Source organism: Salinisphaera sp., assembly GCF_002729955.1.
Lineage (GTDB): Bacteria > Pseudomonadota > Gammaproteobacteria > Nevskiales > Salinisphaeraceae > Salinisphaera.
In genome coordinates this window covers 1-26951 of sequence record NZ_PBYA01000056.1, presented here as the reverse complement: position 1 = coordinate 26951, position 26951 = coordinate 1, and the positions used below count along the sequence as shown (strand labels likewise).

Annotated in this window: 24 protein-coding genes and 1 tRNA gene; 13 read left to right on the top strand and 12 right to left on the bottom strand. The window is 64.5% G+C overall.

The genetic code is table 11. The features are described from left to right. Positions 1 to 326 precede the first annotated feature (326 nt). Complete coding sequence (locus CMN27_RS15660; protein ID WP_293627934.1) at positions 327 to 1394, bottom strand: AraC family transcriptional regulator; 1068 nt, start codon at positions 1392 to 1394, stop codon at positions 327 to 329. 595 nt (positions 1395 to 1989) lie between these two features. On the opposite strand from CMN27_RS15660, the gene CMN27_RS15655 reads away from it, so the two are divergent. Further along, a complete protein-coding gene (locus tag CMN27_RS15655) occupies positions 1990 to 3312 on the top strand; it encodes a lipase family protein (protein ID WP_293627933.1) in 1323 nt (440 codons plus the stop codon). Positions 3313 to 3368: 56 nt separating this feature from the next. On the opposite strand, the gene CMN27_RS15650 is transcribed toward CMN27_RS15655, so the two are convergent. Beyond that, positions 3369 to 4232: an arylamine N-acetyltransferase gene (locus CMN27_RS15650; RefSeq protein WP_293627932.1), complete on the bottom strand. Its 864-nt coding sequence runs from the start codon at positions 4230 to 4232 to the stop codon at positions 3369 to 3371. A gap of 195 nt (positions 4233 to 4427) precedes the next feature. Between CMN27_RS15650 and soxR the strand changes: the two genes are divergently transcribed. Then, on the top strand, positions 4428 to 4916 hold the full coding sequence (soxR, locus tag CMN27_RS15645) for a redox-sensitive transcriptional activator SoxR (protein WP_293627930.1): 489 nt from the start codon (positions 4428 to 4430) through the stop codon (positions 4914 to 4916). Positions 4917 to 4924: 8 nt separating this feature from the next. On the opposite strand, the gene CMN27_RS15640 is transcribed toward soxR, so the two are convergent. Next, the gene (locus CMN27_RS15640; protein WP_293627929.1) at positions 4925 to 5677 is read right to left on the bottom strand and encodes a metallophosphoesterase; all 753 of its coding nucleotides are present in this window, start codon (positions 5675 to 5677) and stop codon (positions 4925 to 4927) included. A 98-nt stretch (positions 5678 to 5775) separates the two neighbouring features. Here CMN27_RS15640 and CMN27_RS15635 point away from each other — a divergent pair, with 98 nt between their 5' ends. After that, positions 5776 to 6039, top strand: a complete 264-nt coding sequence (locus CMN27_RS15635; protein ID WP_293627928.1) for a Rho termination factor N-terminal domain-containing protein — start codon at positions 5776 to 5778, stop codon at positions 6037 to 6039. 131 nt (positions 6040 to 6170) lie between these two features. Here CMN27_RS15635 and CMN27_RS15630 read toward each other — a convergent pair whose 3' ends face one another. From CMN27_RS15630 to CMN27_RS15615, 4 genes are all read right to left on the bottom strand, one after another. Continuing rightward, positions 6171 to 6584: a hypothetical protein gene (locus tag CMN27_RS15630; protein WP_293627927.1), complete on the bottom strand. Its 414-nt coding sequence runs from the start codon at positions 6582 to 6584 to the stop codon at positions 6171 to 6173. 83 nt (positions 6585 to 6667) lie between these two features. Beyond that, a complete protein-coding gene (locus CMN27_RS15625) occupies positions 6668 to 8095 on the bottom strand; it encodes an MATE family efflux transporter (protein ID WP_293627926.1) in 1428 nt (475 codons plus the stop codon). A 71-nt stretch (positions 8096 to 8166) separates the two neighbouring features. Next, complete coding sequence (locus tag CMN27_RS15620) at positions 8167 to 8706, bottom strand: asparaginase domain-containing protein (protein WP_293627925.1); 540 nt, start codon at positions 8704 to 8706, stop codon at positions 8167 to 8169. A gap of 27 nt (positions 8707 to 8733) precedes the next feature. Further along, a complete protein-coding gene (locus tag CMN27_RS15615; protein ID WP_293627923.1) occupies positions 8734 to 9738 on the bottom strand; it encodes an NAD(P)-dependent alcohol dehydrogenase in 1005 nt (334 codons plus the stop codon). 181 nt (positions 9739 to 9919) lie between these two features. Here CMN27_RS15615 and CMN27_RS15610 point away from each other — a divergent pair, with 181 nt between their 5' ends. Next, positions 9920 to 11059, top strand: coding sequence for a hypothetical protein (locus tag CMN27_RS15610; RefSeq protein WP_293627921.1), 1140 nt, complete (start codon positions 9920 to 9922; stop codon positions 11057 to 11059). Between the two features lie 28 nt (positions 11060 to 11087). Here the strand turns inward: CMN27_RS15610 and CMN27_RS15605 are convergent, their stop codons facing one another. Continuing rightward, a complete protein-coding gene (locus tag CMN27_RS15605) occupies positions 11088 to 11945 on the bottom strand; it encodes an EamA family transporter (RefSeq protein ID WP_293627919.1) in 858 nt (285 codons plus the stop codon). On the opposite strand from CMN27_RS15605, the gene CMN27_RS15600 reads away from it, so the two are divergent. From CMN27_RS15600 to CMN27_RS15590, 3 genes are all read left to right on the top strand, one after another. Further along, a complete protein-coding gene (locus tag CMN27_RS15600) occupies positions 11944 to 12432 on the top strand; it encodes a DUF6314 family protein (protein WP_293627917.1) in 489 nt (162 codons plus the stop codon). The two genes, CMN27_RS15605 and CMN27_RS15600, sit on opposite strands and share 2 nt — an antisense overlap. A gap of 337 nt (positions 12433 to 12769) precedes the next feature. Beyond that, positions 12770 to 13381: a 2-hydroxychromene-2-carboxylate isomerase gene (locus CMN27_RS15595; RefSeq protein WP_293627915.1), complete on the top strand. Its 612-nt coding sequence runs from the start codon at positions 12770 to 12772 to the stop codon at positions 13379 to 13381. An 83-nt stretch (positions 13382 to 13464) separates the two neighbouring features. Continuing rightward, complete coding sequence (locus CMN27_RS15590) at positions 13465 to 15384, top strand: sigma-54-dependent Fis family transcriptional regulator (RefSeq protein WP_293627913.1); 1920 nt, start codon at positions 13465 to 13467, stop codon at positions 15382 to 15384. Between the two features lie 66 nt (positions 15385 to 15450). Here the strand turns inward: CMN27_RS15590 and CMN27_RS15585 are convergent, their stop codons facing one another. The 3 genes from CMN27_RS15585 to CMN27_RS15575 all read right to left on the bottom strand — a co-directional run bounded on the left by CMN27_RS15585 (position 15451) and on the right by CMN27_RS15575 (position 21181). Next, entirely contained in the window at positions 15451 to 17523 is a 2073-nt protein-coding gene (locus CMN27_RS15585) for a PQQ-dependent dehydrogenase, methanol/ethanol family (protein ID WP_366515475.1), read from the bottom strand. Positions 17524 to 17630: 107 nt separating this feature from the next. After that, complete coding sequence (gene aldA / locus CMN27_RS15580; RefSeq protein ID WP_293627911.1) at positions 17631 to 19076, bottom strand: aldehyde dehydrogenase; 1446 nt, start codon at positions 19074 to 19076, stop codon at positions 17631 to 17633. Between the two features lie 476 nt (positions 19077 to 19552). After that, the gene (locus CMN27_RS15575; RefSeq protein ID WP_293627910.1) at positions 19553 to 21181 is read right to left on the bottom strand and encodes a dihydroxyacetone kinase subunit DhaK; all 1629 of its coding nucleotides are present in this window, start codon (positions 21179 to 21181) and stop codon (positions 19553 to 19555) included. A gap of 231 nt (positions 21182 to 21412) precedes the next feature. Between CMN27_RS15575 and CMN27_RS15570 the strand changes: the two genes are divergently transcribed. From CMN27_RS15570 to CMN27_RS15545, 6 genes are all read left to right on the top strand, one after another. Then, positions 21413 to 21775 carry a DUF427 domain-containing protein gene (locus tag CMN27_RS15570; protein WP_293627909.1) on the top strand — a complete coding sequence of 121 codons (363 nt, stop codon included), beginning with the start codon at positions 21413 to 21415 and terminating at the stop codon, positions 21773 to 21775. 69 nt (positions 21776 to 21844) lie between these two features. Further along, positions 21845 to 23173, top strand: a complete 1329-nt coding sequence (locus CMN27_RS15565; RefSeq protein ID WP_293627908.1) for an MFS transporter — start codon at positions 21845 to 21847, stop codon at positions 23171 to 23173. 128 nt (positions 23174 to 23301) lie between these two features. Then, positions 23302 to 25008, top strand: coding sequence for a PilZ domain-containing protein (locus tag CMN27_RS15560; RefSeq protein ID WP_293627907.1), 1707 nt, complete (start codon positions 23302 to 23304; stop codon positions 25006 to 25008). Between the two features lie 177 nt (positions 25009 to 25185). Then, entirely contained in the window at positions 25186 to 25791 is a 606-nt protein-coding gene (locus tag CMN27_RS15555) for a rhomboid family intramembrane serine protease (RefSeq protein WP_293627906.1), read from the top strand. Positions 25792 to 25927: 136 nt separating this feature from the next. Continuing rightward, entirely contained in the window at positions 25928 to 26140 is a 213-nt protein-coding gene (locus CMN27_RS15550; RefSeq protein ID WP_293627905.1) for a hypothetical protein, read from the top strand. Positions 26141 to 26203: 63 nt separating this feature from the next. Next, a tRNA-Glu gene (locus CMN27_RS15545) sits at positions 26204 to 26279 on the top strand. Positions 26280 to 26368: 89 nt separating this feature from the next. On the opposite strand, the gene CMN27_RS15540 is transcribed toward CMN27_RS15545, so the two are convergent. Then, the coding region (locus tag CMN27_RS15540) for a GGDEF domain-containing protein (RefSeq protein ID WP_293627903.1) at positions 26369 to 26951 on the bottom strand (583 nt) is incomplete at its 5' end.

The following is a 26951-nucleotide window of genomic DNA, read 5'->3' as shown; positions in this document are numbered from 1 at the left end:
TTGCTGCGGTGCGAGATCGACGTATTCGCAGGCGAAACGCGCGCTATTTGATGACTGGCGAGGGCGCCGCCGAGGGCATCAAAACGTTGTTTCGCTGGCGTTGCTCCGAACGCACATCGACCCTTGGCAACGCACACGCATACCGCTGCCGATCGCGCTGACAGACGCAGCGCTGGCAGCGGCTCATATCGAATTACGCGCCACCCACGCAACGATTGCGGCCGCGGGTATGCGCTGGGGTGAGGTCTGGCAGACGGACAATCAGCCCGGCGATCGTGCTCGCCGGCAGCCGCGACCGATACCGCCGCGACGCGCCGGACGGCCGCTCAGCTGTCGATGGACATCATGCGTGAGAGCACCTGCCAGGGGTCGCCCTTGCGCTGACACTGATCGCATTGGGCCTTGCGATATGCACCCGGTGTGACCCCGCTCAGAGACTTGAAGGCGCGACGAAACGAGCGCTCCCCGGAGAAGCCGAGCATGTCGGCAATGGTCTCGGTACCGGCATTGGAACGGGTAAGCAGCCGGCAGGCCATGTTGAAACGCACATGCTGCACGAGCGTACGAAACGAGGTGCCCACGGCGGCGAGTTCGCTGCGCACATGCCGGCCGTGATCGCCGATATCCCGGGCGATATCATCCAGCTCGATATCCACCCCTTCCGAACCGGGTAGCCGCCGCATGATCGCGGCGCGTAGCTGGTCGATCATGTCCTGACGCTTGAGGCTGGTGAACTCGCGGTCGGCATGCTCGCAATGGATCTTGAGCATGTCGGGGTTCTGGTACTCGCTTTCCAGATCGAACAGGGCGGCATCGAAGCGGATCTCGCTCTTGCCGGCGCCGAACGACACGGGACAGGCAAAAATGCGCGCATAGTCGTCGCGCGCGGGGCCAGGGTCGCAGCACAGGTGCACGCTCTGGGCCACGAACGCGCCCTGGGTCATATGGGCGAAGAAGTCGATCACGCCGTAGACGAAGCAGACTTCGGAATGGCGCAGCACCGAGTCGCTGCCGTTGGTGCCGGTGATACGGACCACGCCCTGGCCGCCTTCGATATCGATAGCGCCGCGGAACGCGTCGCTGACCAGTCGATCGTAGCGCAGCGCGAGCCGGCAGGCCTGGCCGAAGGTACGGCAGCTCAAGAACAGATACTCGATGGCGCTGTTGCGAAACAGCGGCAGGTGCGGGCACAGGTGAATGCCGATATCCGCATCGCCCGAAACCTGCTCGACGGCATGCCAGAAATTGACCTGCCATTCATGGCGCGAGCGCCGCGACGGGTCGCTCATCTGCTCGCAGGAGAACTCCAGAATTTGATCGATGGCATCCAGATCGATATCGGCAGCCACCAGCGCGCCGTAAATCAGACGTAGAAGCTCCTCTGAATCGCGCATCCCCCACCTCTTTTGTTTTTCGTTATGCAGCTCTTCGGCCGCGTATAGCGACACTATTGCGTTATACAACTTCTTGCAAGACCCCTGCCGCCGTTCCTACGACAGACAAGCGAACCGGCATCAAAGCCGCTTGCAGATACGCGGCACAACGCGCCAGCTGGCGTTTTAGCAACGGATCTGACCGGGTAAAAGCCGCATCGCTATTGAGTTGTGCACGGGATATCGCCTCACCGCGCGGTCGACGCGCTCGTACGCCGATTACCCGCGCCCGGAGCAATACAGCCAAGCCGGTAGAGCGGTCTCGGGGAGCGGATAAAGCCGGGCCTGCGCCTTCGCACCAGCCTATTATCGAAATTTCATTTCGTTTTTAAGAGCGCTTTTCCCTGACTCGGGAATATTACCCGATTAATGCCAATTTGTCGGGATTCCCCTGCTGTTCGCGATTGCCTCGATACGCGCCACGAAGCCGCGGGCGCCGCAGCAGCGCTCACGCTCAAGCGCTGCAAGTGGCCGAGCAAAATCGTGTTGCGCGATATAGCATGCGCCTCCCCGGTGCGATGCCGACTTTGGGCATGTTTTAGGACAGACTCGATTGATGAACAGTTTCCGCTCGTTTGGACGATGCACGCGGCGGCTGGCCGCGCTCGCCGTGACCGTTTTCAGCGTCGGCTGTGCCTGGCACCCGCCCGCACAGGATTTCGCCGTGCCGCCGGCATCAATCGCCGACACGGCCGCGCGTTTTTCCAAGCCCGTGGCGCCGTTCACTGAGCCGGACGACGACGCCTTTCATGCCCAGCCCGTGGAAGCCGAACTGGCCGCGGCCGCGCCGGGCACGATATTGCGTTACCGCCCCGTATCGCCCGAGGCGTATTACTTTTTCGGGGTCAATGCGAGGGCCTGGCAGGTGGCTTATGCGACCGCCGATGGTGACGGAAAACCCCAGGTCGATATCGCCACCATTCTGGTGCCGGACGACCCGCAGCCCAGGCTGTTGTCGTATCAGGTCGCCTACGACGCGCTCACGCGTCGCTGTGCGCCCTCCTACACGATGCTCAGCGGCTCGATGGTGGAGCACATGCTCATGGACAAGGCGCTCCGTCGCGGCTGGGTGGTGGTGATCCCCGACTACGAAGGCCCGGAATCGCAGTTTCTGGCCGGCCGTAATTCCGGCCAGGGCGTGCTCGACGCCATTCGTGCCACCCAGAACTTTCTGCCCGATAACTGGGTGAATACCGATACGCCGGTCGCGCTGTGGGGCTATTCCGGCGGCGCGTTCGCCAGCCTCTGGGCGGCCGAAATCGCGGCCGACTATGCGCCGACGATTCCGCTCGTGGGCGTGGCCGCCGGCGGGCCGCCGGCCGATCTGGCCAGTTCGGCCGAAGCCGTCAACGGCGGCGTTTTTGCCGGCATGTATTTCGCGGCCGTGGTGGGTCTGTCGCGCGCCTACGATTCCATCGACACCGAAAAACTCATGAACGAGGACGGCCGCGAGATGCTGGCGGACGTCGGCGAGAGCTGCATCGGCCAGGAACTTGCCTGGGTGAAGGATCCGGTGCTCTCCTACGCTTTCGACGACATGCAGGACTACACCACGGTGGACAATTTTCTCGCCGTCCCGGCGGTGCAGAAGGTGACCGCCGAGAACCGCCTGGGCCAGCAGGGCTTTGCCGCGCCGCTGTTCTACTACCAGGCGTTTTTCGACCAGGTCACGCCGCGCCGGGATGCCAAGACGCTGGCGGCCACCTACTGCGCGGCCGGCGTGCCCGCCGTGCGTTTCAGCTATGCGCTGGGCGAGCACATCAGCGCAACGCTCACCCATGCTTCCGCCGCCGTGGATTATCTGGCCGGTCGCTTTGCCGGCGAGCCGCCGCCCAACGAATGCGCCGAACTCATGCAGATGCTTGCCGCGCCCGACTGAGTCGAAGCCGGACCTGCCCCTCGCCGGCGCGCCTTCTCGCGGCACGCGTTGCGCGCTTAGCCGCCGCCGTCGCCCCGGGCGACGATGGCGGCAATCATCGCCTGCCAGGTGTCGCCAACCGGCAGGCCGAAGGTTGCGGCAAGCGTATCGGCCAGCGCCGTCTCGTCGAGGACCCGTTCCTGCGTCATGCCATGGGCAAAACGGGTGGTGAAGCGATTATTGGATAGGCTGTAGCGCACCTTGTCTTCGGTGCGGGCGATCATGAGTTCGCGCTTGAACAGCGATTGGGGGTGGGTGGCGACGTAGTGGTTGGCCATCTCGAAATCGATTGGCTGCCAGTCGAAGTCCAGTATTTCGTAAAGCGGCGACCAGCCGTCCTGATAGCGATTTTCGAGCATGTAGCCGTCGCGGGTTTCGACCAGCCGGAACGTCCCGAACGCGGTTGGCTGTGCTTCGTTGGGCCGCCAGGCCAACGGCTGATTCGACAGGAAGCCGCCAAAGCCGACGTCGACCAGCCACAGCCGACCGTCTGCCTCGACCTTGAGCGAGGCGTGGGTGGCGGCCGGGGCGTCGCTACCGCCATGAATCCACACCCGCGCCAGATGCGGCTCCAAGGCAAAACCGAGCGCCTGCAAGACGCGCCGGAACAGGCTCGTATGCTCGAAACAATAGCCGCCGCGGCGGCCGTGAATCATCTTGCGGTCGACCGCGCCCGGGTCGAGGTCGACGCCCTGACCCCGCATCACGTCGACGGCCTCGAACGGGATCGAGGCCATGTGGTGGCGCATCAACGCCTGCAATACCTCGAATGTGGGTGCGCAGAAGCCGTGGTAGCCGATGCGCTGGAAATAGGCGCCCAGGTCGATTGCCTGGCTGGCCGGCCCGTGCTGTGGCGTATCGGCAGATGAACTTGGTTTCATGGGCCCTATTCCGTGTTTGGGTTCGACACCGGCATCGACGATGCATGCCGCGATGCATGCATGGCCAGTGCCAACGATCGCTCGTCCACTCGAAGCAATGGCAAGAGCATGCAACCTAAAGTAAAATTGAGGTCAACGGATCGGGCAAATTTTCTCGACGCGCGGCCCTGCGCGCGGTGAGGCACCGCATTACGCATGAACCTCGACACCTCCATACCGCCTCGCAAGACTTTATCGGTCGGCGAAGTCGCGCGCCGCAGCGGCGTCGCGGTTTCCGCCCTGCACTTCTACGAAACCAAGGGCCTGATCCGAAGCCGCCGAAATGCCGGCAACCAGCGCCGTTATAGCCGCGACGTGCTGCGCGTGGTGGCACTTATCAAGGCCGCCCAGCGTGTGGGCATTCCGCTGGCGGACATCGGCCAGGCGCTGGCCACCCTGCCGGACGGCCGCGCGCCGTCGGCCGAGGACTGGCGGCGGCTGTCGGACGGCTGGAAGAACCAGCTCGAAGAACGCATCGCGCAGCTCACGAAGCTGCGCGATCAGCTCGACGGCTGTATCGGCTGCGGCTGCCTGTCGCTGCAGGCCTGCCCGTTGCGCAACCCCGACGATATCGCCGCTCAGGCCGGCCCCGGCGCCCGCCTGTTCGACGCCAGCGCGCCGGGTGACGATCCATCAGTCGATTGACGCCGGCTTCAGACCCAACGCCAGCCGCGATAAAGCGTGTCGAGGTCGCTCGACAGCGACCACACCTCGCCGGCCACGCCCAGCTCGGCGATCGACAGCCGCCCGCCCATGAAGGCGCCGGTATCCAGCCAGCGCGTGTTGGCACAGGCCATGGCGTCGCGCATGGGTGTATGCCCGAAATAGATCACGTCGACGCCGTCCACGGCGACCTGCCCGGAGCCCCTGCCGTTGAGCGCATCGGCCCGATCGCGATTCCATAACAACAGGGACAGCGCCTCGGCCTCGGCCGAGGCAGCACCCAGCAACGCCCCGGTACGGGCGAAGCTATGGTCGATTACATTGGCATGTACGAGCGCGGCCGTCCCGCCTTCGACCAGCTCGATCGCCGCCGCGAGCGGCAGCTGGCGTACTCGCTCGGTCAGCGCGTCGGCCGCAAGAGGCTCGACGGCCTCGAACCAGTCGCCGCCGTTCATATGCCAGAGGGCGCGGTCCTGCCCGCCATGGTCGACCGCATCGAGCAGCATCTGCTCGTGATTGCCGCGAATGGCATGAAACCAGGGCGCATCGATAAATTCGGCCGCCCGCTCACTGTCCGGGCCCCGATCGATCAGATCACCGACCGAAAACAGACGATCCTTCGCCACGTCGAACTCCAAGCGCTCGAGCAGTGCATCGAGCATGTAGAAGCAGCCGTGGATATCGCCCACCGCGTAATCGCGGCCCGCGATATTGGCATCGAAGTCGTGGATCAGCTCGGGCATGGCCGTCGCGCCGGTGCGCTCACCTGAGTCGTTCGAAGTGTGGAGACAGACTGCGACCGTGCCAGAATCGAGGCCATCATTCATACCAGGACAGGGTCATGGCCCAGAGCGAAGACGAAAAGCGCAGCAGCATCAAGGATCCGGAACAGTACGAAGCGCTGCGCGACGAGGGTATGAGCAAAGAAAAAGCCGCGCGCATCGCGAATACCTCACGCAAAAAGGCCGGTAAGAAAGGCGGCAAGCATCCGGAATACGAAGAGTGGACGCGCGAGCAGCTCTATGAAAAGGCGCAGCAGATCGGCATCGAGGGGCGTTCCGACATGTCCAAGAATGAGCTGATCACGGCGCTACGATCGCACTGAGCCCCGCCCGGCCTCGACTGCGCCCCGCGCGTCGCTTTACGGCGCCGGGGCGGGTTGCTGCTGGCCTACAGCCGACGAACCAGGGCAACCCACGCGGCTGAGTATCGCGCGGCGTGCGGCTTAATGCCCGGTTAATAGAAATCGCCGTAGCCGCTGCGCGCGCGGCGCATGGCGTAAGCGATCCATATCAGGATGACGAGCTGCAGGGGCAGCCGCGCGTACAGCAGCCAGGGCGCGAACTGACTGAACTGTTCCGGGTTCTGGGCCATGTAGATATTGGCCGGGAAAACCGCCAGCGTGAGCAGCAGCAGCCCGAAACCGGCGAGCCGGCGCGTACGCCGCATGAGAATGCCGATCGCGCCCAACAGCTCGCCGAGGCCGCTGATGGCCACCATCAGCGCCGGCATGGGAATGTAGTCCGGCACGATGGCCAGAAAGAAGTCCGGGAACATGAAATGCCCGATGCCGCTGGCCATGAAGAACACGGCGATGCCGAGCAGTGCCAGCAGATGGGATCTGGAATGGGTCGACAGGGCATGGCTCATGAACGGGTCTCGTCGAATCGCGAAAAAGCGGGCTGGCTGCATAGCCTACGCGCTGTCGCCGGCTTTGCCATGCCCACAGGCAGCTAGCGCAGGGTGGTATTGGTGACACTGCCCGGCCGGTAACGCGACACTTCGCTTGCCGGCGCGGGTTCTTCGATGACGTTGCGATGCTTCCAGCTGCCGCGCGCAAACCAGATCACCACGATCAGCGCGGTAAGCACGTTCTGGATCGGGTAGGCAATCCAGATACCGGTCGCACCCAGGCCGCTGCGCTCGGCCAGCAGCCAGGCCAGCGGAAACTGCAGCATCCATTGCGAAACCAGCGCGATGGCCATGGCCACCAGCGTATTGCCCGAGCCGCGAAACGCGCCGGTGAGCACGATCTGGGCCCCCACCACCCCATAGGCCAGCGCGGTGATCCGCACGAAGAGGCTGCCCGTTTCGATGACCGCGGGCGCGTCGGGCACGAACAGGGTCACGATGGGCCGCGCGAAAACGAAGGTAACAACGCCCACCAGCGACAGCAGCACGAAGCCGATCGCGGCACTCAGCCAGGCAGTGTGTTCGGCCCGGTCGATACGCTGGGCGCCGATATTCTGGCCGATCAGCGCGGAGCTGGCCTGCGACAGCCCCAGGGCCGGAATGATCACGAAGCTGAGCATGCGCGTGCCGATCCCGTAGGCCGCCAGCGTGATGGTGCCGAAGCCGGCCACCAGTATCGTCATGAGCATGAGCCCGAGCGCGCGGGTGGACTGCTCCACCGCCGCGGGCAGCCCGAGCTTGAGCAAACGCCAGATCAGGGCGAAATCCGGCACCAGATGGCTACGCTGCAGTCGAATGCCATAGCGCCCGGAAAACAGCATGGCCAGGCCCACGACCGCGGCCAGCCCCTGGGTGATGACCGTGGCCAGCGCCGCCCCGCTTACGCCCATGCCGGGCACCGGCCCCCAGCCCAGAATGAACAACGGGTCGAGCACGAAGTTCAGCGCCACCGTGCCGGTGACGATCAGCAACGGCGTACGCGCATCGCCCACCCCGCGCATGAGCGACTGGAAGATCACATAGGCAAACAGAAACGGCAGGCCAACGAACGACACGCGCAGATATTCCGTGGCCAGCGGCAGTACATCCTCCGCCGCTCCCAGGAAGGCGACCACCGCATGCGCGCCGAGCACGCCGAGCACGGCCAGCACCAGCGATATGGCCCCCACGCCGATCAAAGCCTGGGCCGAGACGCGGTTGACCATCGCCGTATCGCCGCGGCCCTGGTACTGGGCCACGAGGATGGTGCCGGCCACCGCCAGGCCGAGCCCCAACGAGATCAGAAAGAAAATCACCGGAAAGCTCAGCGACACCGCAGCGACCGCGCTCGCGCCCAGCCGGCCCACCCAGAAGGTATCGATAAGCTGGTAGGCGGTCTGCAGCAGGTTGGCAAATACGATCGGTACCGCCAGCGAGAACAGCGCTCTTACGATCGAACCTTCGGTGAGCGCGGGGGCTACGCGTGGCATGCCTGCCCCTGTATGCCGCCGGGGGACGCGGCTTGCTGGCACCAGACGCCGTATTGGCTAGAGCCCATGCTTCAAGCGCGTGTCGTGAGGGTGAGGCGCTCGTAGTCCTTGCAGACGCGATCGGCCGCGATGGCGCGCCCGTGCATCACGGCATAGACCCCGGGCGCAAGCAACCGCGCTGCCATGAGCGCCTGGGCAACGTTCTGCAGGCCGTCGCTTGCGGCGACCCGGTAGGGGCGCATGGCACCGGTGAGCACGACCGGCGCGGCCGGTGCGAGCGCCGCATGCAGCGCCATCGCCGTATCGGCCAGCGTATCCGTGCCGTGGGTGACGAGTACCGCATCGACCGTTTCCTCATCGAGTATGCGCTGTACCTCGGCCACGATCGCCTGCCGGTCGGCATCGGTCATGTCGAGCGAATCCTTGGCCATGAGCCGTTCCACCCGGACCGCCACATCGGGCATGTCGAGCTGTTCAAGCAGGCCGTCGATCACCGGCGCGGCCAGCGACAGCTGGCCCGAGCGTGCATCGTAGCTCTTCTCCAGCGTGCCGCCGGTAGCAAGCACGGTCACACGAAACGGTGAACGGTCAACGAAGTCGGTGGGGCTCATGCGCGCGGCTCGCTACTCGACAAGGGTTCAGATCGTAATACCGATCTTGCCGAAATGCTGGCCGCTTTCCTGATAGCGGAAGGCATCGGCGAGTTCTTCCAGTGCAAAGCAGCGGTCGATGACCGGCTCGATACCGCTGGCCTCGATCGCGCGCACCATATCCTGTTGCTGGGCGCGGCTGCCGACCGTGATGCCGGTCATGTTGAGGTTGGAATAGAAAAACGCGGCCGTGGGCACTTCGCCGGCCAGCCCGGTGAGCACGCCGATGAGGCTGATATGCCCACCCATGCGACAGGCGGCAATCGACTGCGCGAGCGTGCCGGGGCCGCCGATTTCCACCACCGCATCCACGCCGCGCCCGTCGGTGAGGCGTTTCACGGTCTTGCCCCAGTCGGGGTCGTCGACGTAGTTGACCGTGGCATCGGCGCCCAGCTCGCGCAGGCGTTCGAGTTTGGCGTTCGAGCTGGAAGTGGCGATCACCCGGGCCCCGGCCGCGCGGGCGAACTGCAGGGCAAAGATCGAAACACCGCCGGTGCCCATCGTCAGCACGGTATCGCCGGGTTTGATGCGTGCCTCGACCATCAGTGCACGCCAGGCGGTAAGCGCGGCACAGGGCAGCGTGGCCGCCTGCTGCGCGCTGTAACCGGCCGGTGCCCGGGTGAACGCGGTTACCGGGGCAGTGACGTATTCGGCGGCCATGCCCTCGCCGCTGTCGCCCGGCGTGCCCTGGCGTTTGGCCGGGGTGATGGCGCCGTCCTGCCAGTTGGGAAAGAAGGTCGAAACCACCGGATCGCCCACGGCGAACTCGCTTACCTCGCTGCCGGCTTCTACCACTTCGCCGGCGCCGTCGGACATCAGCACGCGGCCGTCGGGCACCGCAATGCTGCCGTTGGCCACAGCATAGTCGTGGAAATTCAGCGAGCTGGCGGCAATGCGTACGCAGATCTCGCCGGCCTGCGGCGAGCGCGGCTCATGCCGAGCCGTCTCGATACGATCCAACCCGCCCGGTTTGCGCAGTACGACTGCTTTCATGGCGTTTCGTCCTTAACAAAAATTTTACGCCGCCAGCCCGGGGCTTTTAGCATAGGCGCTGACCTTAGCAGTTCGCCGACGCCAACAGCGCGCAACAATCCAGCAATCTGCTAGATTGTTGCAGCGATTTGGCACGAGGGGCGGATCGCGCTTCCACTGTGTTCCCGTCCCGAGGTTCGGTATGTCGCCGCCTGTGCTGTCTGCGCCTAATGCTTACCGTGCAACCACCGCCGAGCGGTGTGCATGGTGGCTGGCCAGCCTTTTTCTGGCCCTGTTTCTGAGCTGTCTGCGCCTGACCACGACCCGCCCGTTCGAACTCACCACGTTCGATCAGCTGGTGCATTTCCAGGCCGTAGAGCCCTTCCAGCATCGGGTACTGCTGCCGGCGATCGCGGCCGCGATACAACAGGTTGCCCCCGTGGGCGAGACCCTGCTGTTCGCACTCATGGAAGTCGCGGGCTGGATGCTGCTCATCGCCCTGGCCTATCGCGCGCTGGTGGTATTCAACGTAGGCCGCAGCGAACCGGTACGCCGCCTGCTCGCCTTTACCGTGCTGGTACCGATGTTGCTGCACCTGATCGCGCCCGATCTGCAGATGGCCGCGGCCCTGTCGTCGGACAGCCCGCCGCTGGATATCGGCGGCTGGGAGCCGCGGGCGATCTTCTATTACGTCTACGACCTGCCGGCTGCGATGTTCACGCTGGCGCTGATTCTGTTGATGGTGCGCCTGACGCGTACGCCCGATCTGCGAAGTTTCGTGCTGTACCTGGCCGTGTTTGCCCTGGCTACCGTCAACCGCGAAACCACGCTGTTTCTGGTACCGGCTTTCGCGCTGGTGCTGTGGCCGGTGGTGGGCTGGCAACGCACTGCGCTGATGGTCGCAGCCCAGGTGGCGGTATTTCTTGCCATCCAGCTCCCGCTGACCGCGCTGTTCGCCGGCAACACCAACCCGAACGCGCATATGGGCAACACGGCCTACGAGTTTCATCTGCTCTACAACCTCGAGGCGTTGTCGAACCCGCTGTATCTGGTTACCTACATGGCGCGATTCACCGCCGCGCTCTATCTGCCGGTGTTGCTCTGGCACCGCTATCTCGACCGGCGGCTGGCGATGAGCCTGCTGTTCTTTGCCCTGCCGCTGGCGCTGGTGGCGATCGTGGTGGGCCGGATGGTCGAGCAACGCATCTTCATCGAAATCGTGCCGCTGGTGTGGCTGGCCGCCCTGCAGGTGATTGCCACCCGTACCGCGGGGCTGGAAAGCCCGTCCGAGCCGGCGCACGCAGCCCCCAGGGCTAGCCCGCGCCGGCGCCCCGGGCTTTGAAGCGAATCCGGGCGGCGCCTGTAGCCGCTCAGGCAGTCGAGCGCTGGCCGCGCCGGCTCAGCCACAGGGCCAGCACGATGATCGCCGCGCCTGCGATTAGGCGCAGCACGTCGGCGTCTCGGTTCCACAGCAACAGGTTCACGGCGAGCCCGGCCGGTATCAGCGCATTGTTCATCACCGCGAGCGTCGCCGCATTCACCCGGGTGGCGCCGATATTCCAGGCATAAAAACCAAACCCCGAGGCGCCCAGACCAAGCCATAGCAGCACGCCCCACTGCAGCGACGTGCTGGGCAGAGCGTCGGCGTCGCCCAGCAGCCAGAACAGCAGCAGCGACAACGGCCAGGCGCCGGCAAAGAACCAGCCGAACAGCGCCCGCCGCGGCATATCGCCCGGCAGAACCGCGTTCAGGCGTCGATAGCCCACCTGGCCGGCGGCGAAGCACAGATTCGCGCCCTGGACGATCAGAAAACCGTGCCAATAGTCGGCACTGAGCGGCTGGTAGCGAATCACGGCAGCACCAGCCACCGCACCGAGCGCCGCGAGCATACAGCGCGGGTCGAAGCGGCGTTCGAGTGCATCCTCCAGCAGCGAGATATACAGCGGCGTGAAGATGGTGAACAGCAGTACCTCGGGCACGGAGAGCCAGAGAAAAGACTGGTAGAAAAAGAAGTACATCAGCCCGAGTTCGACCGCGCCTACCGCCATCAACCCCGTGGCCAGTCGCCAGCCCAGCCCGCGCAGGCGCATCATGGGCGCAAACACCAGCAGCGCGAGCGTAATACGCGTCAGCACGGCAAAGGTGGCATCCACCTGGCCGGAGAGATAGACACCGATCAGACTGAACGAAAACGCCCACAGCCCGGTTACGCCGACCAGTATCCCCATGCCTCGATCTGCCTCGTCCATTGCCGCAAAAACCGCGATTATAGAACTGCATTCGCGCCTGTCCGATATCCGTAGGCTGCGCTTTCAAGCCACGCCCGGCGACGGGTCGCAAACCGGCTGGGCCGGCCACGGCGAGGCGGAGGTCGCCGTAAGCCTCGATGCCGACGGCCTGCGCTTTCACGAAAGCGGCGAATTCACGCCCGCCGCCACAGGCGCGGCGGTGGCCTTTCGTAACGTCTATCGCTGGGTGACACAGGGCGATCGCATCGCGCTGTGGCACGAGCGCTTCGGGGCAAAGGACGCTGTCTGGTTATTCGATCTGGTGGCGGCCGGCCCCGGCGAACTGGTGGCGGCCGAACGCCACGTCTGCGGCGACGATCGCTACGACGCCCGGCTGCGGCTCGTCGAGCACGGCTTCGATCTGAGCTGGTCGATCACCGGGCCGCGCAAGGACGAACGGCTGGCGTCTCAGTATCGGTTCTATTAATCCGGCAACAAAAACAGCTGACTACGTCAGCTGTTTTCAACGCCATCGAACGAAACACCGGCACATATCCGTCGTTTCCTCCAATGGCTTCACGGCCGTTGGCCGTGGCGTGCGTGCTTTCGCACACACGCGTTATCAACCCGAACCCTCATCTATTTTTATGCCGGGTTAATAAGCGCCCGGCAACGGCCACAGACAGTAACCTCACGTACCGATAGGCGGCATGCCCGAAATTCGGCATGCTGGATTCGGCGTATGCCGACAACGGCCGCCAGTTATCGATCCGGGGGCCGATACGAGGCCGTGGACACCCAACAAACACAACGAGATATCGACCATGGCCGAGCCAGACGCCGACAAGACCCTGGAATTCTTCTTCGATTTCGGCAGCCCGAACGCCTATTTCGCCTACGTCAGGCTGCCCGAGCTACTCGAACGCACTGGCGCGCGGCTGGTCTGGCGCCCGATACTGCTGGGCGGGGTGTTCAAGGCAACGAACAACGTCTCGCCCGCGCTGATCGAATGCGCGCCCAAACGCGAATACCTGTGGCGCGACATGCAGCGCTTTGTCGACCGCTACGATATCGATTTCCAGCCCAACGACGCCTTCCCGATCAACACCCTGCCGCTGATGCGCGGCGCGATGGCCTACCTGGGCACGCCCAACTTCGAGCCCTATGTGAGCGCCGTCTTTCGTGCCCTGTGGGCCGACAACCGCAACCTCGGCGACAGCCACGAACTGAAGTTGACGCTCACCGAAGCCGGCCTGGACGTCGCGAACTTTCAAGCGCAGGTCGAGGACGACACCATCAAGCAGGCGCTCAACGACGCCACCGCAGCCGCCGTGAGCCTGGGCATATTCGGTGCACCCAGCTTCATCGTGAACGGCGAACTGTTCTTCGGCCAGGATCGACTGGATTTCGTCGAGCGGGCGCTTGCCGACTCCTGAACACAGCCACGCGGCGGTTGCAGCCAACGCGCAGGGCCGCAATAGTGGGCCGCTGAATATGGACCCACCGACGGGGTGGCGAGATGACGCAGCCGCACAGTGAAACCGTCCGCCGGGTCATCGACTCGGGCCAGGCCGTTGCCCGCGAAAGCGGTGAGCGACTCATCCGCAAATCGTGGTTACGATGCGCGCGCGAATATGGCCTGCAGCCCGAGCACAACCCCGGCATTCGTCAGGTGAGCGCGGCTGATTTGCAGCAGCGCCGCCAGCGGGTAGGCGAATACCTGGATGTCGCCCGTACCGGCATGGACCAGCTTTATGGCCATATCGCGGGTCAGGGCTATATCACCATGCTGGCCGACAGCGACGGCATCGCCCTGGAATGCCGCGGCGGCGAACGCGCCGATCCGGCACTCGAGGCCGCGGGTCTTCGGGCCGGCACGGTCTGGGACGAATGCACGGTCGGCACCAACGGCATCGGCACCTGTATTGCCGAACAAAAAACGCTGACCTGCCACCGCACCGATCATTTCTATGCCGGCCATCTCGATCTGAGCTGTACCGCTGCCCCGCTCCACGACCCGCACGGCCGCGTGGCCGCGGTACTGGACATATCCGCGTTGTCGGTGCCCGGCGCACGCGAAGGCCAACAGCTCGCCCGGCATCTGACCTCGCTATATGCCCGTCTTATCGAAGACAGTTTTTTCAGCCATCATTTTCGCGATCACTGGCTGCTACGGCTGGGCCGCAGTGCGGCATTCGTGGATAACCACGCCGATCTGATTCTGGCCCTCGATGAAGACGGCATGATCGTGGGCGCAAACACCGGCGCACGTCGCCAGCTCCAGCCACCCACCGGGCAGACGCCGGTCGGGCATGGCATCGGTGCGTTCTTTCGCGACGGCAACGCGCAAGTACACTCGCTAAAACACGACCGCGACGGGGTACGCCTGCACAGCTGGGCACACGACAGCTTCCATGCGGCGCTATCCAAGCCACGTCGCCCCCGCCGTGTCCACGCCCGCTGCGCCCCGGCAGCAACCGGCGCCCTGCAGGCGATGGCGGACGACGATAGCCGCATGCAGCGTCTGATTGCCCGCGCAGAACGACTGGCGAGCAAGCCGATCGACCTGCTCATAGAAGGCGAGACCGGCACCGGCAAGGAGGTGCTTGCGCGCGCCCTGCATGCCAGCAGCCATCGTTCGAGCGCGCCATTCGTGGCGATCAACTGCGCAGCCCTGCCGGAGTCGCTGATCGAAAGCGAACTGTTCGGCTATGCGCCCGGCACGTTTACCGGCGCGCGTCAGCAGGGCATGAAAGGCCTGTTGCAACAGGCCCACGGCGGCACGCTTTTTCTGGATGAAATCGGCGACATGCCGATCGCACTGCAAACGCGTCTGCTGCGGGTTTTGGCCGAACGCGAGGTCTTGCCGCTGGGCAGCGATACGCCGATCGCGCTCGACGTGCGCGTGATTACCGCAACCCATCGCGATCTTGCCGCGGCGGTGGCCGCAGGGGCATTCCGCCAGGATCTCTACTACCGCTTGGCCGGCGGTACGCTCTCCCTGCCCGCGCTGCGTGACCGCAGTGACGTGGACTGGCTGATCGGCCGCCTGCTCGAACGCGAAGCCGAGACGCTGGGGTGTCGTGCCCGCATCCAGAGGGGCGCACGCGAGCGCCTGCTTGCCCACGACTGGCCGGGCAACATCCGCGAGCTGCGTAACGTGCTGCGCTTCGCACTCGCGCTGGCCGATGACGACGGCATCGACATCTCGGACCTACCCGCAGCGCTGGCGAGCGCCATGCCGGCACGCCTGCCGAGCGTCGCCGACAAACACGGTGATCCCGAACCGGGCGAAACGCCTCGTAAACGCCTGCTTGCTCATCTGCAACAGCGGCGCTGGAATATCGCGGCCGTGGCACGCGATCTAGACGTTGCCCGCTCCACCGTATATCGGCGCATGGCACGGCTGCATATCGTCGATCCGAAAAACCAGTCCTAGGGCGGCCGCAAAAAAAGGGCCGCGTCGAACGACGCGGCCCTCGGTCAGCGTAGCTAAGCCGACAATCTATTGATCGTCGCTATACTCCTCGTCGAGCAGATCATTGGCCCGCTTGATGAGATAGGCATGGATCTTGTCGATCTCGGCCGGCTCGAGCACGCCGGCATAGGACGGCATGCCCTTGCTCAAACGCGCGCCCATCACGATCGCCTTGAACCGGTCGTGTGTGTCCGCCGACAGACGCCGTAGATCGGGCGTCACGCCGCCGCTGGCGGCATTCATGCCGTGACACTGGCTGCAGTGGCCGTTCATCAACTCCTTGCCTTCGGCAATGTCCGCCGCGCTAGCCGTCTGCTTCGGCGGCTCAGGCTTGGCCAGCGGCGGGAAGTTCGGCTCCGCCAGTTTTTCGTCGCCGCCGATCTTGAACGTCAGCACCTCGGCATAGGGACGCACGCCCGCATTCTTGGACTGACCGCCCGCGAAGGTGGAGAACGCACCACCCCAGCCGACCATGAAGGTGACGTACTGTTCGCCGCCGGCCTTGTAGGTGACCGGCGCAGCCATCACGCCGCTGTTGGCCGGCGATTCCCACAGCTTCTTGCCGTCGGTGGCGCGATAGGCAACCACACGCCCGTCGGCGGTGCCCTCGAACACGAGGTTGCCCGCCGTCGACAGCGTGCCGCCGTTGAAAATGGTCTTGTGCGGTACTTCCCAGACCTTTTCCTGCTTGACCGGGTCCCAGGCCAGCAGGCCGCCGGTCCAGCGATCGGCCCAGGACTGCATTTCCTCGGCGTCGTCGGACATGGCCGCGGCCTTGGTGCCGAGCTGGTAGAACCCCTTCTGCGGCGTCCATTCCGGATCACGCACGTCTTCGTAGGTCACCTCGAAGTAGTGCTTGGGAATATAGACCAAACCCGTGTTGGGGTTGTAGGACATCGGCTGCCAGTCGTGGCCGCCCCAGAAGCCCGGCTGCACCACCACCGGGCCATCCTGCTTCCAGTACTTGGCATGCTCGGTGAACACCGGGCGCCCGGTTTCCAGATCCACCTTCTCGGCCCAGTTCACGGGCGCATATTTCTCGGCCGAAATCACCTTGCCGGTCTTGCGGTCGAGCACATAGAAAAAGCCGTTCTTGGGCGCCTGCATGATCACTTCACGCTGCTCGCCGTCGATTTCGAGATCGGCCAGGATCATGTGCTGGGTCGCGGTGTAGTCCCAGGCATCGCCGGGCGTGGTCTGGTAATGCCAGACATACTCGCCGTTGTCCGGGTTGATGGCCAGAATCGACGACAGGAACAGGTTGTCGCCCTTGGCATCGGAGCGTGCCTTGTAGTTCCACATCGAGCCGTTGCCTACACCGACATAGAGCAGGTTCAGGTCGGGGTCGTAGGCCATGGAATCCCAGGCCGTGCCGCCGCCGCCCTGCTCGATCCAGGCATCGCCGTGCCAGGTCTTGGCCGCCATTTCGAGGGCTTCGTTTTCCTGCGGTTTGGCCGGGTCGCCGGGCACCGTGAAAAAGCGCCAGGCCTTGTCGCCCGTTTCCGTATCGTAGGCGGTGATATAGCCGCGCACGCCGAACTCGGCGCCGCTGTTGCCGATGATGACCTTATCCTTGACGATACGCGGCGCGCCGGTAATCCCGTAGCTGCGATCGTGGTCGATGATGGTATCCACCGACCAGACTTCCTTGCCGCTGGCAGCGTCGATGGCCACCATGCGCCCGTCCAGCGTGCCCAGAAAGACCTTGCCTTTCCATACCGCCACGCCGCGGTTGACCACACCACAGCAAAAGCTTGCCGCCTTGGTGCGATCGACCTTCGGGTCGTGTTTCCACAGGAGCTCGCCCGAAGCGGCATCGAAGGCGTACACGATGCTGTAGGCACCGGTGGTATACATCACGCCGTCGACCACGATCGGCGTCGCTTCGACGCCGCGATCGACGTCCAGCTTGTACTGCCAGGCCAGGCCGAGCTCGTCCACGTTGTCTTCGTTGATTTCGTCAAGCGGGCTGTAGCGCTGCTCGTCGTAGGTCCGGCCCGTGCTCATCCAGTTGCCGGGTTCCTTGTCCGCCTTTATGATGCGCTCGCCGTCGACATCGGCCGGCCCGCGTGTACCGCTGCCGGTTTCGGCGAAAGCCATGGGCTGGCAGAACGCGAACAGCGCCAATGCCAGGCCGGCACGCCGTTGCCAGGCGAGCGTGGAATTGAATCGTGTCGTTTTCATTGTGCTTGTTCTCCTCGGTGCGGTTAGCCGTGCTGCATGTAGACGACGTGCGTCTCCATGAACTCGTAGAGGCCGTGCTTGCCGTCGGCACCGCCGATGCCGGACTTGCGACGGCCGGCATGAAAGCCCTGCATGGCCTCGAAATTCTCGCGGTTGATATAGGTTTCGCCGTACTGCAACCCGCGCACTGCCTGCATCGCCGCATTGATGTTCGTGGTGTAGATCGACGAGGTCAGGCCGTACTCGGAATCGTTGGCGAGCGCGATGGCTTCATCCAGCGAGTCGACGGTCTGCATGGGCAGTACCGGGCCGAAGATTTCGTCGCGCATGATCGCCATGTCGGCCCGGCAATCGGTCAGCAGCGTGGGCAGGTAGTGATAGCCCTGGCCGAGATCGGCGGTGCTGCCGCCGGTCACCACCGTGGCGCCGTCGGCCTGGGCCTGCTCGACCATGGCAGCGACCTTGTCCAGCCCGGCTCGGTTGATGAGCGGGCCCATGTCCAACTCGTTTTCGACCGACGGATCGCCGTAGCGCGTAGCCTTGAGATGAGCCGCGATCTTTTCTGCCAGCGGTTCGGCCACGCTCTTCTCGACATAGACGCGCTCGGCGCAGTTGCAGACCTGGCCGGTATTGATGGTGCGCGAATCGCAGATCGCCTTCGCGGCCAGATCCAGGTCGGCATCGGCGAGTACGATCGCGGGCGCCTTGCCGCCGAGTTCGAGGTTCACGCGGGTGAGGTTCTTCGCCGCGGTGGCCATGATCCGCGAGCCGGTGGCCACGCTGCCGGTAAAGGTGATCAGGCGCACATCCGGGTGGGCACACAGCGCATCGCCGGTGCTCGCCCCGCGGCCGCCCACCAGGTTGAAGACGCCGGCGGGCAGATCGATTTCGGCAACCAGCTTCGCAAACGCATAGGCATTGAGCGGGGTTTCCTCGCTGGGCTTGATGACCACGGTGTTGCCGGTCACCAATGCCGGCGCCATCTTGCGGGCGATCAGAAAGAAGGGGAAATTCCAGGGCAGGATGCCGGCGACTACACCCACGGGCTTGCGCAGCAGGAAGATGCTCTCCCCTGCGCGGTCGCTCTCGATGACCTCGCCCTCGATACGGCGCGCCCACTCGGCCATATAGTCGATATAGTCGGCGGTGAAGTTGACTTCCACCTCGGCGAGCGCGCGCACCTTGCCCTGTTCGCGCACGATGATGTCCGCGAACTCGGCTACGCGCTCTCGCAGCTTGGCGCTGATCTGGCGTAGAAAGCCCGCCCGTTCGATGGCCGGGCGCTTTTCCCAGGAAGGCTGGGCACGCCGCGCCGCAGCCACCGCCGTATTGACGGCCTCGGCATCGCTGTCGGGAATGTGGCCAATCGTGGTGTGGGTGGCCGGGTTCTCCACTGCAATGGTTTCCCCGCGGGCGGCCACGAAACGGCCGTCGATGAAGTTCTGCTCGGATTCTGCCGGCTGGCTCATGAATAGCGCTCCTTTTGCTAAGAAAACGCTCGAGGCCGGACATCGACGCGGTACAGGCACGCGGGCCCAACCGCTACAGCGGCCGAACCGACATCGCGCAGGCACGCCGTTTCAGGGATCTCCTCGAACGCTACTTTTATGCGGCTGTCACGCAGGCCGCGTTTTATTGAGCTTCAAGGGAGCAAGCGCCATGCCAGTGCCGTTGCGAGCGGTCCGGCCGCCCAAAAACCGCAGCAAGCATTTTCCAGAACGCTATTTTTGAAAGGTTTTTTATTAAACTGGCCGTATCGACCAACGCATGGCGCGAATGCGGCCGTTGGCAACAGCTGTTGCATTGCGACAGCCTGCACGCTCCATGTGTTGCAGCTCATGCAACACATGGAGCATGTATGCGCTGGGGCCTTTTAACGCCAATGTGTATTCGCGTTATTAACCCGATAATTCGTCTATATCCGTGTCGGGTTGAACAGGCTCTATCACGTCGCCAGTTGTTCGAACAGCCGGGCAATTGCTTCAGCGCCCGGATCGGTGAGCCCGCGCAGTGCGTTTTCGGGCACATAGGCCGACCGGCCGGCGCGGGCATGGGTGATGGATTGTGTGGCGTCGGCCCCTTCACGGGCGGCCCGGGCCGCCGCAGTCAGATCACCGCCTTCGACCAGGGCTTCGACGGCAGGAATCAGGGCATCGAGGAGCGTGCGATCGCCCCGGGCGGCGCCGCCGTAGTGCTGCATGCGCTCGATACCGCGGCCGAGCGCTTCGGGCCAGCTGCGCCCGTCCGCCAGCGCCGCGCCGGCGGCGGTGCAAAGGATCGACAGCAGCACGCCGCTGGAGCCGCCCATGTCGCGGGCCAGGATATCGCCAATCTCGTAGGCCAGGCGGGCATCGTCGCCGCTGGAAAGCGACTGTGCCTGTACGGCATCGCCGATCGCCCGGGCACCGGCTGCGAAGGTGGTGCCGGTATCGCCGTCGCCGGTCTTGGCATCGAGCGCGTCGAGCGCGTCCTTCGACTCGACCAGCCGTGAGACCACGTCTTCGATACGCCGCTCGCGTTCGGCGTCGCGGGCACCGACGGCGTTTTCCGCGCGCTCGCTCAATTCGACGGTGAAGGTTTCGACGGCTTGCGCCCGGTAGAGCCCGGGCCAGGCGAGCGCGGCCACCGGCGATTCCAGCGCCTCGACGAAGTCGTCTTGCGCGGCCAGCAGGGTGACCGAGAAGCCGTGCATGTCCATCGAGGTCATCAGCGGCGCCGGGGCCACGACCCGGGACACGCGCTCGGCCGGCAGGCGGGTCAGCAATTCGTTGAGCAGCACGCCCATTTCCTGGGTGGCACAGCTGCCGAGGTTGTTGAGCATGATGATCAACGGCGTATCGCCGCCGCTGCGGTCATCGATGGCTTCGAGCAACGGCTCGAGCACGAGTTGCATGGCCTCGCCGGCATTCGCGGGCGCCACCTCGCGTACGCCCGGTTCGTTATGGATGCCCAGACCCAGTTCGGCGCTGCGCCGATCGATGGCATGGCCGGGCAGCGTACAGCTCGACAGCGACAGCCCGATCGAGCACAGGCCATCGCAGACGCGCTGGGCGATATCGGCCACCGTATCGAGATCCGCGCCGGCTACGGCATGGTGGCCGGCGATCTTGTGTACCAATACGGTACCGGCCAGTCCGCGTTTCTGGGTGGCGTCGGCGAGCGCGATATCGTCGGCGACGATGACGCTGCGTACCCGATACCCTTCACGGGTGGCCCGCTCGGCGGCCAGACCGAAATTGAGCCGGTCGCCGGTGTAGTTCTTGATGACGAGCAGACAGCCGGCCTCACCACAGGTGGCACGAATGGCGGCCAGCACGGCTTCCACGCTGGGCGAGGTGAAGATATCGCCGGCAATCGCCGCGGCCAGCATGCCTTCGCCCACGAACCCCGCATGTGCCGGCTCGTGCCCGGCGCCGCCGCCGGAGAGCACCGCCACGCCCTGCTTGTTCCAGTCGCGATCGACGATCACCCGCACGCCGTGGGTTTCGGCGCTGCGCTTGACGGGGGCCACGCGTGCGAGACCGTCGATGGTCTCGTCGACGACGCGCTCGGGAGCGTTATAGAAAAAGTCCATCGCGTATTCCTTGCTTGGCTGACACGCTCGCCGCTCGATGGCGCCTTGCCTCGATACGGGCCGAGTCCACCGTGGCGGACGATGACGGCGGGCGTGTGCTGCGGTTATCTAAGAATCGGGGGAATTGTCGCATCGTGGCTTGATTTACGCGGCTACAACATCAGACTATGGCCGCCGACGCCACCCGCTATCGCAGCGTATCGACTAAGACCCGACGTTCCAGGAGCCGCCATGCCGGCATATTTCGACGGCCGTATCGAATTGCAGGCACACCCAACGCCTGTGTATGCATATGCCGGCAACCAGGCAATCGGGCATTCCGATAAGGCGCTTCGCCTGAGAGAACGCGGCTATGCGGATCGTTTCTATCTGCCCTGGCACGCAATCGCCTCGGACTGCCTCCAACGCTCGGACAGGCAAACGCATTGCCCGTACAAGGGCGAGACGCGTTACTACCATGTGGTGGTCGACGGCGTGCGTTACGACAACGCTGGGTGGGTCTATCCCGAGCCACGGGCGGAGATGGCCGCGATCGCCGGGCATATCGCCTTTGATCATCCGCAGATCACGCTCGCCGACGCACCGCGCGTCTAGGCATCGCCGCGAACGCGGCCGTCGTTCGATTTTTTGTTTTCATTTGCACGCTTTGGTTTTGGTTGTTCGATGACACGTTTGGCCACCTCTCTGCTCGCGCTCATTGCCAGTATCATTCTGTTGATCAGCGGCAACGCATTTCTGATGACCCTGCTCGGTCTGCGTCTGAGCGTGGAAGGTTTTTCCACCAGCCTGATCGGCTGGATTCTGGTGTGCTATTCGATCGGTTTCACCCTGGGCACCGTGTTCGCCGAACGGGTGGTCGAGCGTGTTGGCCATATCCGTGCCTTTGCCGTGTTCGCGGCGGCGCTGGCGGTGACCATCCAGATCTACCCGCTGGCGGTAAACGCGCCGCTCTGGGCCGGGCTGCGTGCCTTTGCGGGCTTTGCCATGGCCGGGCTGATGATCGTCATGGAGAGCTGGTTTTCCAGCCGCGCGACCAACGACAACCGGGCCCGGCTGTTTGCCGTCTACCAGATCGTGTTCTTTCTCTCGACGGCCTCGGGTCAGCTGCTCATCAACGTGAGCGCGCCGGAGAACGTGTTTCCGTTCACGCTGGCGGCAATGCTCGTGACCGTGGCGGTGATTCCGCTCTCATTGACGCGCATGGATGCACCGGCTGTCGAGGGCACCGAGCGTTTGTCGCTGGTGTCGCTCTATCGCACGTCGCCGGTGGGCGTGAGCGGCGCCCTGATCGCGGGGCTGCTGGTGAACGCCTTCTATGCGATGGCCCCGGTATATGCCGATCGCATCGGACTGCCGACGGATCGTCTATCGCTGTTCATGGCGAGCGCCATCGTGGGGGCGATGCTCCTGGCCTGGCCGATCGGGCGTCTGTGCGATCGGTTCAACCGTCGCCGGGTGCTCATGGGCGTGCTCGTAGTGGCCGCGATGACCAGCGCTGCCATTCCCTTCGTGGGCAATACCCATGCGGTGGCGCTGATCTGCGTGGTCGGGCTGTATATGGGCTTGTCGGCGGCGCTCTACCCGGTCTCGGTCGCGATCACCAATGATCAGATGCCCAGTCATCGGATTACCGCGGCCAGCACCACGCTGCTGCTGGCCTATGGCATCGGCAGCTGTATCGGGCCCGTGGTGTCGGCCACGGCCATGGACGAATTCGGCCCCAACGGCCTGTTCTATACCAACACCGTCTTTCTGGTCGTGCTCGGCGTTTATCTGCTCTATCGTCTGCAACACCGGGCCGACGTGCCGGTCGAAGAGCGTGTGGACTACTACACGACATCCCCGCAGGGCGGGTATCATCTTTACGAGATCGACCCGCGCAATACCGATTTCAATCCGGCCAACCAAGGCGCACGGGCGGTCGGAATACGCATCGGCCGTACCGTTTTCGGCGCGGCCGGGCGCGCGCATGCCGCAACCCGCGGTCGCTGACTTACCCGGCCCATGGCGACACCGATGACACGATTCAGCCCAGCCCCTATTCAATCCTGCGCCCAGGCGGCCGATAGGGGCGCTACCATCAACCCGATCGGTACCCGCCTACGCGGTTGCGAACGCAAGTGGTAGACGCTCCCCGAATCGAAATCAACGACGGCGACCGCGTCGCGAGCGCGTTCGAGGCCATGCAGGAGCGCCCCTACTGCGACCTGCGCCTGGAGTGCGTGGCCACCGGCGAACGCTTTGATATCCAGGAATTCCGCATCGAGGCTGCCGGCCAGCGTATTCGGCTGATGATCGACGTGCTCGGTCTGGCCCGCGATCGCTTTGCTGCGGGCGTGCGCCTGCATGCCAGCCTGGGTACGGAAGCCCTGTTGTTCAGCGGGATCGCGGTCGAACAGTTCAGTATCGAGGCCGACCCGCCCGAGCTGATCATCGCCAAGCCGGAACGTGTATATGTCTCCAACAAGCGCGAATCCACGCGGGTTCGACTCGTACGGGGCATGCGCGCGCTGGTACAGCTGCAGGTGCACGAAAACCAGGAACCGATCGACGCGCGGCTGATGGATCTTTCCCTGGGCGGCTGCGGTATCGAGATCGAGCTGCGCTCGGGCATGCTGCTGACCTCCGGCCAGCAGGTCGCCGCCCTGCTCATCGAGTTCCCAAACGGCACCCGCGCTTCGATGGCGGCCGTGGTCCGCCATGTCCAGATGGCCGAACGTAACGCCTATGCCTACGTCGGCTTCGCGTTTGCGACGTCTGGTGGCATCCGACAGACCGAAGTACCGGCCTTGCTGCGCGAAATGGAGCGCGAGATCGCCTTTCGTGCCGGGCAGGGTCGAAACCACATGATTCAGCCGTCGCGGCTGTTCATCGGCGGTGCCGAGTCACCGGTGGCGGTTCGCCTGGATCAACAGGAGAAAGCCCTCTACGCCAGCACCACCTCGATGGTGGGCCCATTGCGCCAGATCGCCCATACCCTGGGCGCCGCCGCGATCGCGTTGCGCCACGGCCGTGAGCTGCCCATCGACGAACTCGAAAAATGCGCGGATACGCTCTGCGCGCTGCTCGCCGAGGACCGGCCGGCGTTTCTCTATGCGCTGTGCTGCCTCACCGAGCAGCCGGCCCTGCTGCACCACTGTATCGTCGTGGCCGGTCGCCTGGCCGATCTTGTCCAGACCGAGGAAACTCTCGTTCGCAATCTGCGCGATATCGTTCTCGCCGCACTCGTGCACGACCTCGGCAACATCCGCCAGGCCGGGCCGCAAACCGCGGCGAGCGATTCGCTGATCACCGACCCGAGCGCACCCACCAACAGTCATGTAGAGCTCAACAAGGCCCTGGGATCGGCTGGCTCCTGGGCGGCGAGCGGCGCACGCCGGGCGGTGATCGAAGGCCTGAACTCGACCGACGCGGCCGATGCCGCCAATCTGCCGGTCGCGCTGGCCGCGCTCGCACGTGCCGCGCGCATCGTCGATCTGATCGAAGTCAAGACCCGGGGCGGGATCGGCGCCCACGAAGCCGGCACGCCACTCGAGGTGTTCCGCAGCCTTTATCACAGCTGTGACGAGGCAGATCGCGAGTGGCTACAGCGCTACATGAAGCGCCAGGGCATCTACCCCATCGGCAGCCTCGTGCACTGTTCGAGCGGCTTTCTCGCCTGGGTACTGCGCCTGGGCGACGACGGCCAGCCTGCGCGCATCCGCGTGGTGCGCAGTACGGACAGCTCCCGCCGGCTCAACCAGATTCTCGGCCGCGCGGACTTTGCCCAGATCGGCAAGATCGACGAACCCGCGCTGCCACAGAGATTCGGACTCAAACCTTTTTGACGCCCCGCACGCTGCGCGGTCCGGGCAAACGGCATCGCCTCGATCGCTCGCCTACCGCGGGCCGGGCGGCAAACGCCGGATGCGCTGCGGTATCACCGAGCACTACGACAGCGGGTACCATGGATTGGCGCGCGCCTGACTCGGGCGCTTGAACCTTTTGTTTCGGGAAAGGCCTCGATGATCGTCACGATTCTATTGATAGCGGTGACCTGCGCTGTCTCATTCACCGCATTCCAGAACCGCGACATGATGGAGCGGTTGATCTTCTGGCCGCCGGCGGTCAATCGCGGCGAATACCAGCGCCTGCTGACCCACGGCTTCATTCATGCCGATGGCCAGCATCTGCTGTTCAACATGATCACGCTGTTCTTCTTCGGCCGCGCGATCGAGGGGTTTTTCGAGCGCTACATCGGCGCTGCTGGGTTCGCGATCTTCTATCTGGTCGGCGTGGTGGTGGCCATCATCCCCAGCTATCTGCGGCATCGAAACGATAGCCGCTATCGCAGCCTGGGGGCCTCGGGCGCGGTGTCGGCGGTGTTGTTCGCCTATGTGCTGATCGCGCCCTGGTCGACCATCTATGTCTTCTTCTTCCCCATTCCCGCAGTCGTCTATGCCGGTCTGTTCACTGCCTACGGCCTCTATGCCGGGCGTATCGGCCACGATCACATCAACCACAGCGCGCACCTGTGGGGCGCAGGCTACGGCGTGCTGTTCTCGCTATGCATGGAACCGCGCCTGGCGGGCGTGTTCCTCGGCAACCTGATGAAACCATTCGCCGGCTGAGACGCGGGGTGGTTGTCGCCGATGCCGGTTTCATCAAAAAGCCATGCGGGTATGCCGAAATCGGACCCGACGCGACGCGCGTCCTTACGCGCCCCGGCCGTATGCGCATGGCCATGACACATCTCAAGATACGGCGATGAAACTGCTGTTCGGATTGCTGCTGTTTTCGTTTCTCGGCTGGCTCGCGGTGCGACTGCTCATCCTGCGCCTGCGGCGACTGCGCGGCGAACCGATCCCCGAAAGCAAGGGCCCGCGGGCGGTCACGATCGTATGCTGCGCGCTGATCGCGATCTATGCGGTCCTGCTGCTCTGGCGGCTCTATGCCGACGGGCTATCCGTCGCCAACTGATCGTCGCGACAAAAAATCACTTGAGCCGCGCGCGCTTGTCGCTATACTGTGCGGCCGATCGCTGCTCCCTTCGTCTAGCGGTCTAGGACGTCGCCCTCTCACGGCGAAAACACGAGTTCGAGTCTCGTAGGGAGCGCCATCCCCCGTTTTCCCATGCGCTGACAGCGCATCGCGCGGCCCCCATGCTGCGCCAGCATTGCGCGGCTGAGGGCTTTCGGCCCGGTCTCGCTAGCCCGCTTCGACCCGATCCCGACCCTTCGAACGCGCCAGATGGCGTGCGATATCGGCACGGTGCACGATCACCTGGGCATTGGACTCCCCCTTGGCTTCGATCACGCCGGCACTGGCGGTCACGTCCATGGGTCCTGCTGCGCCCGGGGCGTGGTTGTTGCGCACTAGCTGGAGCAGACGCTCGATCGTAACGAGCGCCTGTTCGCTGGTGGTGTCGGGCAACAGCAGCAGTAATTCGTCGCCACTCCAGCGCCCGACCCGATCGCCTGCACGCAGCGTATCCCGACAGATTGCGGCGACATGGCGCAGTACGGCATTGCCCGCGCCGTCGCCATAGCGCGCGTCGAGCGTGTCGAAATGATCCACGGCCAGCAGCACGACGCTCAACGTACGTGACGGCTGCCCGCGCAGCCGGTCGAGTTCGTTGTCCAGCTCACTGGCGATCCCTTGCCGATCGTCCAGCCCGGTCAGTTCGTCTCGACCGCCAGTGTGGCCCAGCCGATCCTGCGCCTGCCGGAGCGAGCCGATACAGCGCTCCATCTCGATCTCCTCGCCCACGCAGCGTGCCAGCACGGCGATG